A 13,973-nucleotide genomic window follows, 5' to 3' on the forward strand; every position below is an offset into this window, starting at 1 on the left:
AATGTCCATTTCTTACAGACCGCGGCTTTTCTTATTGTCCGGCATGGCGACGGCGCCGAATTTTATGGAAACGTTCGGAGAGCAGCTGTGCCTCAGGCTGGAGGCGAAGGGGTTCCGGCCGGAGTACCGGCTGTTGTTCCCTTACGGCGACTGGAGCCGGAGAGCTGCGGCTCAGATGCTGGAAATCTACCGGGATCTGCGGTTGAGACCGCAAGCGGCCGCGCGCTCGATCGGAGGACGCAGGGCGGCGGAGGCGATCCGCAGCGCCTGTGGAGACGGCTTTCCCGTCCTGATCGGGCACAGCGGAGGCGGAGTGGCGGGCGTGCAGGCGGCCGAGCTGCTGCGTTCGGCGCTTTCCCTGCCGGGTATCCTGACGGTGCAGATCGGCTCTCCGAAATGCCCGGTAAGTCCCGCAGGTCGGGAACGGGCGCTTTACATACGCGGCATCGGCACGAAAGGCGGCGATCCGATCGCCCGGCTTGGCTCGTGGGGCGGCTGGGTAGCGGCAGGCTCCGGGTTTCGTCACCGGCTCCGGTACGACCGCTTCAAGCATGCGCCGGCGTATCGGATCAACCTGGCACTGACGGGCGGGCATCCGGACTATTTTCGCGGCCATGAGCCGTTCGTGAATTCGGACGGACGAACCAATCTGCAAATCGTCGCCGATTATACGACGGGGTGGCTGCTGGAGCGATGGGATTCGGAAAGTGGGGCTTGACATTTATTTTAAATATGTCATAATGACATTATCGAAAGGATAGAGTTGCTAGGCTATATTGAATACAGACGCATGGAAAAGGAAGGTGCCCTTATGAAAGCTCTCGTTGTGATCGATTATACGGTCGATTTCGTTACCGGCAAGCTGCCGTGCGGGCAGCCGGCGATCGATTTGGAGCAAAGAATCGCCGAATTGACGGAACGGTTTGTCGAAGGGGGCGATCTGGTCGTCATGGCCGTCGACCTTCATGAGGAAAATGACGCGTATCATCCGGAACACAAGCTGTTTCCGCCGCATAACATCCGCGGTACGGAAGGCCGCAAGCTGTACGGCAGGCTTCACGATATCTATTCGGCGCGTCAGGACCGCATGGATTGGATGGACAAAACGAGATACAGCGCCTTCTGCGGGACGGATCTGGAGCTGCGGCTGCGGGCCCGCGGCATCGACGAGGTGCACCTGATCGGCGTCTGTACGGACATTTGCGTGCTGCATACCGCCGTGGATGCCTATAATAAGGGGTATAAAATCGTTGTTCATGAGGACGCGGTCGCGAGCTTCAATCCGACCGGACACGAATGGGCACTGAATCATTTTAAGAACGTGCTGGGCGCCGAAGTCGTCCGCGCTGCAGATAAAAACGTCTAACGAAGCGAGAGGGGAACTACGATGAGCTGCGACAATTTGACGCTTCTTACGGATAAATATCAAATTAACATGATGTATGCCCACTGGTTCAACGGCTCGCTGGACCGCAAGGCAGTGTTCGAGGCTTACTTCCGCAAGCTGCCGTTCGGCAACGGATATGCCGTGTTTGCAGGCCTGCAGCGCATCGTCGAATATATTCAGCACCTGCAATTCGACGAAGCGTCGATCCGGTACTTGGCGGAGCAGGAGGAGAATTACGACCCGGCCTTTCTGGAAAAGCTGCGCCAGTTCCGTTTTACCGGTTCGTTATGGGCGGTGGAGGAAGGGTCGCTGGTGTTTCCGAACGAGCCGCTGATCCGGGTCGAAGCAAGCGTCTTTGAAGCGCAGTTGCTGGAGACGGCGATCTTGAACTTCATGAACTACCAGACGCTGATCGCGACCAAGGCGTCGCGTATCCGGCAGGTCGCACCGGACGATGTGCTGATGGAATTCGGCACGCGGCGGGCCCAGGAGGCGGATGCCGCGGTATGGGGCGCGCGGGCGACATATATCGCCGGCTTCGATGCCACTTCGAACATGAGAGCAGGCATGATGTTCGGCATTCCGACGAAGGGGACGCACGCGCACGCTTGGGTGCAGGACCACGATTCGGAGGAAGAGGCGTTCCGGAAATTCTCGGCCGCGCTGCCCGATCAGGTCACGCTGCTGGTCGACACGTACGATACGATCAAAAGCGGCGTGCCGCACGCGATTGAAACGGCAAAGTGGCTGCAAAGCCAGGGCAAACGGATGAGCGCGATCCGGCTTGACAGCGGAGACTTGGCTTATCTGTCGAAAACGGCGCGCGCAATGCTGGACGAAGCAGGGTTGCAGGATGTCAAGATCGTCGCGTCGAACGATTTGGACGAGAACATTATTTTCAACCTGAAAGCCCAAGGGGCGAGAATCGACAGCTGGGGAGTCGGCACGAAGCTGATTACGGCGGCCGACCAGCCCGCGCTGGGCGGTGTGTACAAGCTGGTCGCCCGCGAGCGGGAGGACGGCTTCGTACCGGTGATCAAAATTTCGGGCAATCCGGAAAAAGTGACGACGCCGGGGATTAAGGACGTATACCGTATCGTAAATCGCGAGACCAACAAGGCGATGGCGGACTATATCGCGTTGACCGACGAGGACGATGTGCAGCAGGGCAAGCCGCTGAAGCTGTTCGACCCGGTGCACCCGTATATTTCGAAAACGGTGGAGCAATACGAAGCGCAGCCGATGCTTCGTCCGATTTTTGCGGACGGCAAGCAGGTGTACGAGCTGCCCACGCTGGGCACCATCCGCGAGCATCACCGGAATCAGCTGACCTTATTCTGGCCGGAATATTTGCGCAAGCTGAATCCGGAAGTATATCCCGTTGACCTGAGCCCTAAAGCTTGGGACCAGAAGATGGAGCTGATCCGCCAACATAAAGGATAGGATGGCGTACGCAGCCGTTCCTTCATTGGAGCCTGAACATGTCAGGCTCCTTTTTTTATGGCTGGCTGATTCATCCCGGAAGGGCATTACTAACGGTTTACATCCACAGAATAGGTTACGATTTTTGGCAATTGAATGGTTAAATAATGAGTCGGACCAGCATCGTTAAACTCATTGTGATCAATTTTTTTGTCCACCCATACACCGAGAATCGGGACAAAATATTGAAGCGATCTGAACCAAAAATAGGTTAGCGTTATATCCAATTTGTATTCATCATAACCGACCGCAGTGTAGTATTCCCTTGTGTTGTAAGGCGATGAAGGATCAGGACCATCGTATTCCTTGGAAGTATCGTAAGTTTCGGTAATCGTATCGGAGTTTTTCCCGGTAAGGATGGAGTATATGGATGAGAGTTCAAAAGCCGAAGTCACGTTTGGCTCAATCGAGGTTATTTTTTTGGACTGCGTAAAAGGTTGGGCTAGCTTCTGTTTTTGACCTTTCGCTACGCTAATTAACTTATGTTGATCGGTTAGAGGAAGGGAATCGTATTTTTCAACTTTTTTGTTGAGTGTTTTCCAAACCCAGGGGCCTACGCATGATTTGATTCGGTCTCCGTTCGAAAGAGGCTCATACCTGCAAACTTCTTGACTGGGATCACTTGACATCGTCACTTGATCTTTCGTAATAGCGGTTGGGCTTGCATTTGGTTCCATTGGAATGCTTGAGGATTCCGCAAATGCTGAGGGGACAAGTAGAGACATCAACAGCAAAGAGATAGATATAAGCTTCAATTTTCTCACACAATTGACCTCCTAAAAATGAAAATTTGTCCGAAGATTACGAGAACCCGACGGAACAAGAAATAATAGAGGCTCAAGTCGGGTCGAGTCATTGAATTTATTTAATACCAACCAACTCCTTATATTGTAATTTATTTACTATAAAATATATTAGTATAAATTCCTTAATATGTAAAATATTTTTTGCAGCTTTAATTATGCGACTGCGAGGTTGGAGCCTGAAACATGTCAGGTTCCTTTTTGCGTTCCGGTAAAAAAAGATGGTTCGTTTCGCAATGTTATAGTATTATTATACATATAAGTTTTATTATGGATTATTTGTATTGTTTTACTCTTGTATCTACTAAAATTTTCGGGAGGAAACGGAGATGCTGTTCAAAACACAACATCGGCAAATCATCGTCATGATTATGTTAGGCTTGCTAGTCAGCACGATTTTTCCCTTCTCGGCTTCGGCCGGTGTCGAAAAAACAAAAACACCGACGATAGACGGAGACCTCTATGACAATGACCCCTATTTAAGAGGCTGGGCCGAACCGGATGCTACAGTAACGTTCCAACGGTCGGACGGGACCTACAAGGTGGGGACCGCCAAATGGGACGGCGAGTATATGATCTATCACGACTACGATAGGTGGCCATGGATACTTAAAGGCGGGGAGCAATTGGCTCTTTGGGCACAGGCTCCGGGAAAAACGGTTAGCGATACCGTATATATCCCCGTACTGCCATCGGTGCAGACGTCTAAGCCAACCGTTACTGGGAATGTCTATGCAAATGGCGGGTGGCTTAGCGGAACAACGGAACCCGGTAAGCTCGTATATCTTACACTGAAAAACAATTCCGGATACGTGGTAGGGAGCGCTTCAACGGAAACCGGCTTTTATACGATGCAAGTCAAGCCGTCCTACCCCATAACCGCCAGGGAAAAACTGCAATTGGTAGCGAAAGCCATGGGCGCCGGGATAAGGGAAAGCGACCCGGTCACGGTTACAGTCTTGCCGCTAAAAGGAAAAACGGCGGCCCCTACCGTAGCGGGGGGAGTCTATGAGCGCTCATTGAAGGGGCTTACCGAGCCTGGGTCCGTCGTAACGATCCAACGAGCCAGCGGCTTGGAGTCTCAAGTGACGTCATCCCGGGAAGACGGAACGTTTTCCGTAGACCTGAACATCGATTCTTATAAACTGGGAGAAAAGCTGAAATTAACGGCGGTAACCTATGGTAAAACGGTTAGTGATCCGGTTTACGCCATTGTTCAACCCTCACCCAAAAGCTCAGTCCCGACCGTATCGGGAAATGTTTATTCGAATGGCCCATGGATTAGCGGCAGTACGGAACCGAATACGCGCGTTTTCGTACGATTGAAAAAAGCGGACGGAACTCATATCCTAGGGGATTGGACAACTAACGGCTCGTATTCTATTAAAAGTCTACGGACCGTCCCAATGGAAAAGCTGTACGTAACGGCCATGGCCGATGGGAAAAAGGAGAGCGACCCGGTTCCGGTAACCACCATCCCGACCGTGGGGAAAACGGATGCGCCTGCGATAATCGGTCATGTAGACGCAGTAAACGGGATTCTCAACGGGAAAGCCGAACCCGGATCAGAAATAACGATTAATCGACCGAACTATCAGCTTCATAGCCAGCCCTCCAGCACCGACGGTTCCTTTTCCATAGATCTGCATTGGCATCAACTCCGCGTCGGCGAGCAGTTAACGGTTACGGCGGAAACGGTCGGGAAAGGGATCAGCGATGAGGTTCCTATTATCGTTCAGCCGGCGCCGTAAATCGCCGGGTTGGTTGGAAAGCCCGTCCCCTCACGTGGCGAACGAGTTTTAAATGATGGACTTGCTAGATTGGAGCCTGAAAAAAAGATCAGGCTCCTTTTTTAATGCTTGTCCTTCAAGTGCGGCTGCTTTGCCCAGATGCCACGATTCGTTAAATACATACACTTAAAAAACACACGTATCATGTAACCTAATCTTGATACAGCTTGTTGCATGGGATTAAGTCGGAATCAAGTCAGACCCGCCAAAAGACCATTCCAGGAGGTGAAGAAACGAAATGAACATCACCGTCGAACAAGTGTTGTCCATTTATCCGTTGTCCGAAGGAAAGCTTGTTGCCGGACAAAGCGGTGCGTCGCGCCTCGTGAAGTCGGTTAAAGTCATGGATACGCCGGATATTGCCGATTGGATCAAGGAAGGCGAGATGGTATTCACGACCGCTTATTGGATGAAAGACGTCCCGGATGATGCTATTCCTCTGCTTCGCAAGTTGAACCAGCGCCGCTCGGCTGCACTCGGAATTAAGATCGGCCGCTCTTGGGACGAGGTACCCGAGCCGATCCTTGAAGAAGCCAACCGCCTCGATTTCCCTCTGATCAAATTGCCTTACGAATGTTCTTTTTCCGACCATTTGCACGGACTGTTTCATGTCGAAATGCACTACCATACGCAAATTCTTCACACCGTGCTCGAAAAACAAAAGAGGCTGATGCAATTCGCACTAAGGCCGGATCGGATAAACCATTTTTTTCAGAAGCTTCTGGCTATCTTAGGGTATCCGATCGCCGTTGTCGGTTCCCGCGGTCAACTCGTATTCAATGCGACGTCATTCGGAGCTTCGCAGCTGCTGCACGGCTGGCCGTGGGAGAAAGAAGCGCAGTGGGCGTTTGTGGAAGAGAGTCGATGTTTTCGCGTTCCGCTTATGGAGCACGAGGAGTGTATCGGCTACATGGTCATTTTTCCGGAGAATCCCGTTCCGGTAAAGGTGGAGGAAGAGTTGTTTCTGCAAACGGCGGAGATCATTTCATATCATATGGGAGTGATCTTCAATGAGTATCGAAACCATGCGGCGCAAAACGATCTGGGGGTGCTGCTGAGCCGGTATTTGCGGGGGAGCGGTACGATTGAAGCGCTGACGGAAGAGGCGGCCCGGCGGGGCATTCCGCTGTTTCAGGGCGCATATCGGGGGCTGCTTGCCCTGGTATCGCCGGATGCGGGCGGTGTGGAGAAGGACAGGCTGCTGCGGAATATCCGTGAGGAAATGCAGTATCATCCGGAGCTCAAGGAGATGGCCATTATTCATTTTTGCATCCAGGAGGGCTTGTTCTCCGTCATCCTGGCCGATGCCCCCGGGGCCGAAGGGAAGCTGCCCGACTTGCTGCGTACGTGTCTGCGCGGGGTGCTGCAGGAGGACTGCGGCGCTCCGCTTCGGATCTGTATCAGCAATAAGAAGAACAGACCGGGTCAACTGCGGGATGCGTACAAAGAATGCCTGGAGACGGCCCGGCTGGCCGACCGGCTCGGCATTCGGGATGCCGTGGTGCAATTTGGGACAGTCGAACTCGCGTACTTGTTCCAGCATGTCCCCAAGGAGCATATGCAGACATACGTCAACGAGGTGCTCGAGATGTTGTTGAAGAAGGACCCGGAATATTCGCAGGAAATGCTGCGTACGTTGGAAACGTTCATTGAGAACGACGGGCAAGTTAACGAAACGGCCAAGCAGCTGCTGATTCACCGCAATACGGCGGCTTACCGGCTGGAGAAGATCGGCGAGCTGCTGGAAGTCGATTACAAAAAAATAAACGATCTGCTTCGCTTGAAGCTGGCGTTTACTTTTAAACAAATGCTGAAGCCGATGTAAGCCGTCTCGCCACGTCGAAAGGAAGCTATAGGAAAGCTGCCCGAACGGTTCAATCTAGTGCCCCGGCCGGATCTGATTCCGGCTGGGTGGTTGCTGTACATGCAGGAACGGGCTTCCAGAGTGTGAAGGAATTACTTGACATATTTTAGCGAGAAGGCTTACAATTTTATCAAGCGCCGCTTGCAGGGCAAGGACGCAGAAGACATCTTCACTGATAAAGGCAAACCTGTTGAAAAGCGGGGACGCAAAGCTCCGGGTCTAAGGCATAAGATATGCGATGACGGCCGAGCCGCCAAAGAGGGATGCAGCTTAAACGTACGCTCCGTTCCGTTTAAGATTGCGGGGCTATTTGTCATGCGCCGCAGGAACAAACGAGAAACATGCGTATTTCCCGGTCAGGGAAAAAATGGGCATGCAAACGTTTTCCCCTCCTTGGAATTGCAGTATAATACAGTCAACTTTATATACTCTTTCCATTAATATGTACCGGAGGCGTATCATGCGAGTTCACGAAATTGTTATTTCCGATGATCTGCGGCCCGAATATTTGCAGCAAATCGTTCAGTATGCCAATCAATATCGTTCTGATATCAAAATCCGTTTCGAGGCGGAGTGTATGCAGCTCGATGCCAAGAGCATCCTCGGGATGATGCTCATTCCGATCCGGCGCGGGACGAGATTGACGATCCAGACGAAAGGCGCCGACGAAGAGGAAGCGATCGAGATGATGAGTTCTATGCTGGAGAACAAGGAGCGTCAAGTATGATCTTGCCGAATCGAGGCATTGGGGCCGGCTCCGACCATGCGGAACGGCTCGTCCGCAGTTACCGCCGATTGACGGGAAGCGAGCTGCTTCCGGAACCGGAAAGCACCGGCAGCTTAGTCGAGCGGCTGTTCCTGTCGCCGATTGTCGTGTTGTCTCATGGGACCGAGGACGACCCGGTGTTGAACTATGGCAACCAAGCGGCGCTGCATTTGTGGGAGATGGATTGGGAGACGTTCACCCGTACCCCGTCGAGGTATACGGCGGAAGCGATGGAGCGCACGCAGCGCGAGCGGTTGTTGAAGAAGGTGCAGGAGCAAGGATATGCCGACGATTACACCGGAATCCGCATCTCCCGCAGCGGACGAAGATTTTATATTAAGAAGGCAACGGTTTGGAATATCACGGACGAGGATGGCCGCTATGCAGGGCAAGCCGCCTGCTTCTCCGAATTCGAATATTGTTGAATGATCCCCGTCCGTCCGGCGGGGATTTCTTGTGTGCAGGAACCTGTTATCGTTCATATCCAGTTTATATTTCTGTTGTATTGTAAGTCCTAGTGGAAGGAAGTTGAACATCAGAAAGGCGGTTGACGAAGCAGATGAGCAGAATCATGGTTGTCGACGACGATCCGCATATCCGCGAGCTGGTTAAAGTATGCTTGCGTCAAGAAGGCTTTACGGTGCATGAAGCCGCCCACGGTCAGGAGGCGCTCGACAAGCTGGAATCGTTCAAAGCGGATTTGGTCATTCTCGATATTATGATGCCGCATATGGACGGCTGGGAGCTGTGCCGTCAGCTTCGGCAGCTTTACGATTTGCCGCTGCTCATGCTGACGGCGATCGGCGAGACGAAGCAGAAGGTCAAGGGCTTCGAGCTCGGCACCGACGATTATCTCGTGAAACCATTTGAGCCGGCAGAGCTGATTGTCCGCGTGAAGGCGCTGCTCAAGCGGTACCGGATCGCTTCGTCGCAGACGCTGCAGGTCGGCGAACTGACGATGAACCGTCTTACATACGAGCTTTCCGTAGGGCAGGGGAATATCACGCTTCCGCTCAAGGAATTCGAATTGTTGTTCAAGCTGGCAAGCTATCCCGGCAAAACGTTCTCGCGCGATCAGCTGATCGAGGACATTTGGGGCTACGATTATGACGGAGGCGAGCGGACCGTCGACGTTCATGTGAATCGCCTTCGCGAACGGTTTCCCGAGGACCGGCATTCGTTCAAGATCAGCACGATCCGGGGGCTCGGCTACCGGCTGGAGCTGCGGGTATAGAGGAGAGGGCCGACAGAGAATAGCTTCCAATTAACAGATCGGCAGGAGGATACATGAATCCATCGGACAAAAAACTAGGCGCTCTCCGGCGCGTCATGGAAGCGCAGTTCCGGGCGAACGCAACGACGAATCTGTTCACGTTTCAAGCGGAGGATGCGGTCCTGTCGAAGGAAGCCGTCGCTGTTGCCATGCAGGGGAAAGATGGGGCTGCCGGGATGCCGCCCCCTTTGTTCGGCGATGAATCCGAGAGTCACAGTCCGGTGCTGCTCCATATCCCATGCTACGAATATACGCCCGAGCTTCAAATCGAACTGCTTGGCATCGATATCAACAAGCTGTGGACGCCGGTGCTGGACATCGGCTGCGGCATGAGCGGGCGCTTGGTGCGCCGCTTGCGGCAGCAAGGCTTCGAGGCGTACGGTCTGGATGCGTTCGCGCCGGACGGCCTAGCCGGATGAAAAAAGCGAGAAAGCAGAATGGAGGGGCGCCGCTCCGAAGTTCTGCTCTTTCCTTTTGTGGAAGTTAATGCACGCCGAACCGGGAAAACAGCTGCCAAATTAGCTCACGTCGGCTTTTTACGCCGGTTTTCTCAAAAATCGACTTCAGATGATCCTGAACCGTGTACGGGGAAATGTGAAGCGAGCGGGCTAGCTCTTTGGTAGACAAGCCTCTGACGAGCTGGTCGAGAATTTGCTTTTCCCGTTCCGACAAGCCGTACGCTTCCGCAATAAGAGGGAGTATGTCGGACGGTTTGGCCGGTTCGAACAAAACGGCCAGCTGCGCCGCAGTGGAAGAACCGCTTAGCCGGCTTGCCCGGATAGTCAAGTAGGGGCCTTGAGGCAAGCGGATGCACACTTTCGCCGGTGATGTCCTCTCTCCGGCGGCAGCAGGTTCCCACAGGGCGCGGGAGCAGACTGCCCGGATCGGCCTCGGCAACGTCCCGTCGTCGATGCGCTCCCATTGCCGCAGCTGCGCCAGCCAGCAATCCGCGGCCGTATTGGAGGAGACGTTGGCAAAACGGTCGGATAGCACTAAAATGCCCGGGCCTTCTTCCATCCAAGCGATCTTCTCGGGGGGCAGGGCGAGGCTTGTTTTTCGCAATTGAAAGGCAATCGAGGGGACGAGCGAAGAAATGAATTTGCGCTCCTCCTCCTGGAATAACGGACGGCCCGTATGACGGAACAGCGTCAAATACCCCCAACATGCCCCTTCGTATACAAGCGCGGCACGCAGTTCGTCATGAAACCCCGCAGGAAGCAGCACTTCCCGATAGCGCGCGCTTCTCTCCAGCTGGCCTTCCGTCGCTCCGCTCAAGGTAGCGACGGGATCGGCCGCATGAACCAAGCGGTCGTACGTGTTAATATCTCCGCGCGAATACTCAAATTCAAACAGTCGATGATGGATCGCCTCGACGCCTTCCTCAGTAATCGCTCCTGTGGATAGCAGGGTCTGCGGATCGACAGCGGTGCAGCAAGCGGCATCGAACGGCACGACTGCACGCAATTGCTCAATCAGCGCGGTTCTGTACTCTTGCGAAGATGAAGCGGTCTGGCCAAGTTTTGTCATCGTTTGCATAAAGCCTTCCATCTGTGTATTCATAAACGTCTCCCGATTTTATTCTTGAAAGGTCAAGGGAACAATCCCATATTTGTGGGATGGTGCTTTCGCTCCGCACTCTTATAATTGAGAATGATTCTTATTCTTAGTTTACAGGACACAGAAGGAGTTGGAAAGAACCTAATGGGCTTTTTACAGCATCGCGCATTGAAATCGATTCTAGCGGGAGTGCTCGTTTTTGCCGCCTTGGCGGGCTATGGGCTGGAGGGAAAGGTTAAGCTCGCCTACGGGACAGTGCCGGATATCATGCAGCAATTGGCCGGCGGCACAATCAAGCATGCCGTCCTGCCCGAGCCGGTATTAAGCGGCTTACGGATGAAGCTGGGGGGACGGCTGAATGGCGTCGTCGATTATCAAAAAACATGGCGGGATACGTACGGAGAAGACTTGCCTCAAGCGGGGATTTTTGTTCATAGCGGATGGGCCAAGACGCATCCGGAGGAAATCGTCCGCTTTCAGAGCTTGTATCAGGAAGCGATGCAGAAGACGGTCAAGCAGCCGGAGGAAGGGATGAAGCTGAAGGCCGGTGCGTTCGGTTTGACGGAGGCGGCGCTGCTGCAAGCGATGCCGCACATCGGTCTTACCTTCTTTTCTGCGCCGGATAAGCTAAAGCTGAAACAAGCGTCCGGCGCCTAATAACTTCCCTTTGAGGAGGAACGATGAGAATGGACGAAAAACATGTCCCGATGAGTTGGGATCACCCGGAGGTTTGCCGTTACGAAGAGACTATTGCCCTGAAAATTCCGGGCTACGCGCATATGTACGAGATGACGGACCGCCTGATCGCGGTACACTTGAATACAACTCGATCGAATGAGGAGAACCGGGCAGCGAAGCTGCTGATTGTTGGTGCCGGAGGCGGTCAAGAGCTTGTAACGTTCGGAAGCCGGCACCAGGACTGGTCGTTTGCAGGGATCGATCCTTCCGCCCGCATGCTGGAAATTGCGAAGGCGCGGGTAGAGCGGGCCGGGCTCTCGGATCGGGTATCGTTCGTTCAGGGCACGGTCGAGCAGCTCTCTCAGGGGCATGAATTTGATGCCGCCACCTGCTTGCTGGTGCTTCATTTTGTAAGCGGGCGATCGCAGAAAAAGGAGCTGCTCTGCCGGATCGCAGAGCGCCTCAAGCCCGGTGCGCCGCTTTGTCTCGCTTCGATCAACGGGGAGACGGGCACGGCCGCATTTGGGATGCAGATGCAGGCTTGGAGGAGCCACATGTTGGATAACGGCATCTCCTCGCAGGAATGGGAACGGTTTGCGGCCTCCATCGGCCGGGAATCCGATCCGGTTTCCTCTTCCAGCGTGCTGGAGCTTTTGGGCGAGGCGGGATTCATCCAGCCGATCCGTTATTTTGGGTCTTATTTTGTGGAAGCATGGTGCGCCGTCAAACAATAAAAGAAAGGTGGGAACCGCATGAAGAACAAGATCGTGGTGGTAGGCGGATACGGCCATGTGGGAACAACCATTTGCAAGCAATTGGGCGAGCGATACCCCGGCCATGTGTATGCTGCAGGAAGAAGCGCGGAGCGAGCGGAACGGCTCAGCCGGGAAACAGGCGGGAAGGTGAAGCCTCTGCCGCTGGATATCCGCAATCCAACCGATTCGGACGTTCTGAACGACGCCAAGCTGGTGATCATGTGTTTGGATCAGACGGATACCGCTTTCGTCCGATCCTGCTTCCGAAACGGGACGCATTATATCGATGTATCCGCGAACGGCGCTTTTCTTAACCAAGTGGAACTGTGGGGACGGGAGGCCGAAGCGCACGGCGCAACGGCCGTACTGAGCATCGGCCTTGCGCCGGGCTTAACGAATTTGCTTGCGCTTGAGGCAAGGAAGCTGTTGGAGCAAGTCCACGAGATCGATATTACGATCATGCTCGGGTTAGGGGATCGGCACGGCGAAGCTGCGATCGCATGGACCGTCGATAATCTGAATGCCCGTTTTGAAGTGATCCGGAACAACCGCAGCGTCGCGGTAAAAAGCTTCACGGACGGGCGGGTTGCGGATTTCGGAGCGGATTTTGGGCGCAAAAAAGCGTACCGGTTTCCTTTTTCCGACCAGCAAACGATAGCCCGGACGCTTGACGTACCGACCGTTTCCACACGGCTCTGCTTTGACTCGGGTATGGTGACCGGTTTGGCAGCTGGATTGCGGGCGACGGGAGCAGCCGGCTTCTTGAAGGCGGGCTGGGTCCGTCAGGCGGCGATCTCAGGAATCGGAACGCTGCGCTACGGAGATGAGCGCTTTGCCGTCAAGGTTGACGCGCGAGGCAGCAAGGGGAATAAAGACGCCTATGTAGAGTGCTTCCTGCAAGGAATCCGTCAGTCAGACGTGACGGCGAAGGTGGCTGTATCGATAGCTGATGCCCTTTGCCGCAAGGATTTCCCGTATGGTGTATTTCATATCGAGCAATTGTTCGAGCTAGGCGATATGCGCGATTGGTTAGCAAAGGAAGCGGCTGTCGAGATCCGCTTGGACGGAAATCTGCATTCGACGGTATGAGTTGAAATGTGCTGCGGCTACACGGGGAAGGTTGCGATTGTTGTTTAAAGAAGGGGGGAGGCATGCTTGAGTTCTACCTCAAGCTGATGGCCCTATCTCTTCATTTGCGCGTTGCCCGATCGTACATCGTAACCAGTTCTTCCGTGTAGAGGTCGATATCGAACTGATCGTTCTTGGCCAGTTGTTCGCCGGCAGCGTCAATTGCGCTTCGCAGCATTACCGCCATAAATCTTTTTGAAAAGCTTCTGAAGGTACCCTCCACCTCTTGTCCATATTGAAATATTTCTTCAAGCGGAGCATAAATGGCCTCCTCCTGCCCGGCAAAGCGCAATTCGCCTTGTTCGTTGCGATCGTTCGTCACGATTTCTATAACTGCCGCCACATGCTTTCGGTTCTCTTTGATAAAAAGTAAATTCGATACAATATAGGCTCGTAACATATCGATGGCATTGTCCGGATTCTGCATATGCTTTTCCATGAATGAGGCGGCTTTTTGATATAAATCGACAACGACTCCCGTCATCAATTC

15 protein-coding genes and 1 riboswitch are annotated in these 13,973 nt (G+C 53.7%); of the genes, 12 read left to right on the forward strand and 3 right to left on the reverse strand.

The features are described 5' to 3' along the window. The first annotated feature begins 1 nt into the window (after position 1). The 3 genes from KQX66_RS17285 to KQX66_RS17295 all read left to right on the forward strand — a co-directional run bounded on the left by KQX66_RS17285 (position 2) and on the right by KQX66_RS17295 (position 2,830). On the forward strand, positions 2-718 hold the full coding sequence (locus KQX66_RS17285) for a hypothetical protein (protein WP_216794049.1): 717 nt from the start codon (positions 2-4) through the stop codon (positions 716-718). 93 nt (positions 719-811) lie between these two features. Then, positions 812-1,366 (forward strand): cysteine hydrolase family protein, encoded by a 555-nt coding sequence (locus tag KQX66_RS17290; protein ID WP_216794050.1) that lies wholly within the window; start codon positions 812-814, stop codon positions 1,364-1,366. Positions 1,367-1,387: 21 nt separating this feature from the next. Then, positions 1,388-2,830, forward strand: a complete 1,443-nt coding sequence (locus tag KQX66_RS17295; RefSeq protein ID WP_216794051.1) for a nicotinate phosphoribosyltransferase — start codon at positions 1,388-1,390, stop codon at positions 2,828-2,830. Positions 2,831-2,919: 89 nt separating this feature from the next. On the opposite strand, the gene KQX66_RS17300 is transcribed toward KQX66_RS17295, so the two are convergent. After that, positions 2,920-3,633, reverse strand: a complete 714-nt coding sequence (locus KQX66_RS17300; RefSeq protein ID WP_216794052.1) for a hypothetical protein — start codon at positions 3,631-3,633, stop codon at positions 2,920-2,922. Positions 3,634-4,001: 368 nt separating this feature from the next. On the opposite strand from KQX66_RS17300, the gene KQX66_RS17305 reads away from it, so the two are divergent. From KQX66_RS17305 to KQX66_RS17330, 6 genes are all read left to right on the forward strand, one after another. After that, positions 4,002-5,423 (forward strand): hypothetical protein, encoded by a 1,422-nt coding sequence (locus tag KQX66_RS17305; protein ID WP_216794053.1) that lies wholly within the window; start codon positions 4,002-4,004, stop codon positions 5,421-5,423. Between the two features lie 277 nt (positions 5,424-5,700). After that, the gene (locus KQX66_RS17310) at positions 5,701-7,287 is read left to right on the forward strand and encodes a PucR family transcriptional regulator (RefSeq protein WP_216794054.1); all 1,587 of its coding nucleotides are present in this window, start codon (positions 5,701-5,703) and stop codon (positions 7,285-7,287) included. 209 nt (positions 7,288-7,496) lie between these two features. Then, a riboswitch (cyclic di-GMP riboswitch) is annotated at positions 7,497-7,584 on the forward strand. Between the two features lie 202 nt (positions 7,585-7,786). After that, positions 7,787-8,053, forward strand: coding sequence for an HPr family phosphocarrier protein (locus KQX66_RS17315; protein ID WP_054975354.1), 267 nt, complete (start codon positions 7,787-7,789; stop codon positions 8,051-8,053). Further along, complete coding sequence (locus KQX66_RS17320) at positions 8,050-8,517, forward strand: MEKHLA domain-containing protein (RefSeq protein ID WP_216794055.1); 468 nt, start codon at positions 8,050-8,052, stop codon at positions 8,515-8,517. The genes KQX66_RS17315 and KQX66_RS17320 overlap by 4 nt, the downstream gene beginning before the upstream one ends. Before the next feature lie 134 nt (positions 8,518-8,651). Further along, entirely contained in the window at positions 8,652-9,326 is a 675-nt protein-coding gene (locus KQX66_RS17325) for a response regulator transcription factor (protein ID WP_216794056.1), read from the forward strand. A gap of 53 nt (positions 9,327-9,379) precedes the next feature. Further along, positions 9,380-9,784 carry a class I SAM-dependent methyltransferase gene (locus KQX66_RS17330; RefSeq protein ID WP_216794057.1) on the forward strand — a complete coding sequence of 135 codons (405 nt, stop codon included), beginning with the start codon at positions 9,380-9,382 and terminating at the stop codon, positions 9,782-9,784. Positions 9,785-9,848: 64 nt separating this feature from the next. Here KQX66_RS17330 and KQX66_RS17335 read toward each other — a convergent pair whose 3' ends face one another. Continuing rightward, positions 9,849-10,925, reverse strand: coding sequence for a helix-turn-helix transcriptional regulator (locus KQX66_RS17335; protein ID WP_216794058.1), 1,077 nt, complete (start codon positions 10,923-10,925; stop codon positions 9,849-9,851). 141 nt (positions 10,926-11,066) lie between these two features. On the opposite strand from KQX66_RS17335, the gene KQX66_RS17340 reads away from it, so the two are divergent. Genes KQX66_RS17340 through KQX66_RS17350 form a run of 3 tightly spaced genes read left to right on the forward strand, consistent with a single transcriptional unit; the run spans position 11,067 to position 13,444 of the window. Then, entirely contained in the window at positions 11,067-11,579 is a 513-nt protein-coding gene (locus KQX66_RS17340) for a substrate-binding domain-containing protein (protein WP_216794059.1), read from the forward strand. A 29-nt stretch (positions 11,580-11,608) separates the two neighbouring features. Then, a complete protein-coding gene (locus KQX66_RS17345) occupies positions 11,609-12,334 on the forward strand; it encodes a class I SAM-dependent methyltransferase (RefSeq protein ID WP_216794060.1) in 726 nt (241 codons plus the stop codon). Between the two features lie 18 nt (positions 12,335-12,352). After that, complete coding sequence (locus tag KQX66_RS17350) at positions 12,353-13,444, forward strand: saccharopine dehydrogenase family protein (RefSeq protein WP_216794061.1); 1,092 nt, start codon at positions 12,353-12,355, stop codon at positions 13,442-13,444. 100 nt (positions 13,445-13,544) lie between these two features. On the opposite strand, the gene KQX66_RS17355 is transcribed toward KQX66_RS17350, so the two are convergent. Further along, positions 13,545-13,967 carry a TetR/AcrR family transcriptional regulator gene (locus KQX66_RS17355; RefSeq protein WP_216794062.1) on the reverse strand — a complete coding sequence of 141 codons (423 nt, stop codon included), beginning with the start codon at positions 13,965-13,967 and terminating at the stop codon, positions 13,545-13,547. Positions 13,968-13,973: the final 6 nt, after the last annotated feature.

This window comes from Paenibacillus oleatilyticus (assembly GCF_018998565.1).
GTDB classification, from domain to species: Bacteria; Bacillota; Bacilli; order Paenibacillales; family NBRC-103111; genus Paenibacillus_G; species Paenibacillus_G oleatilyticus.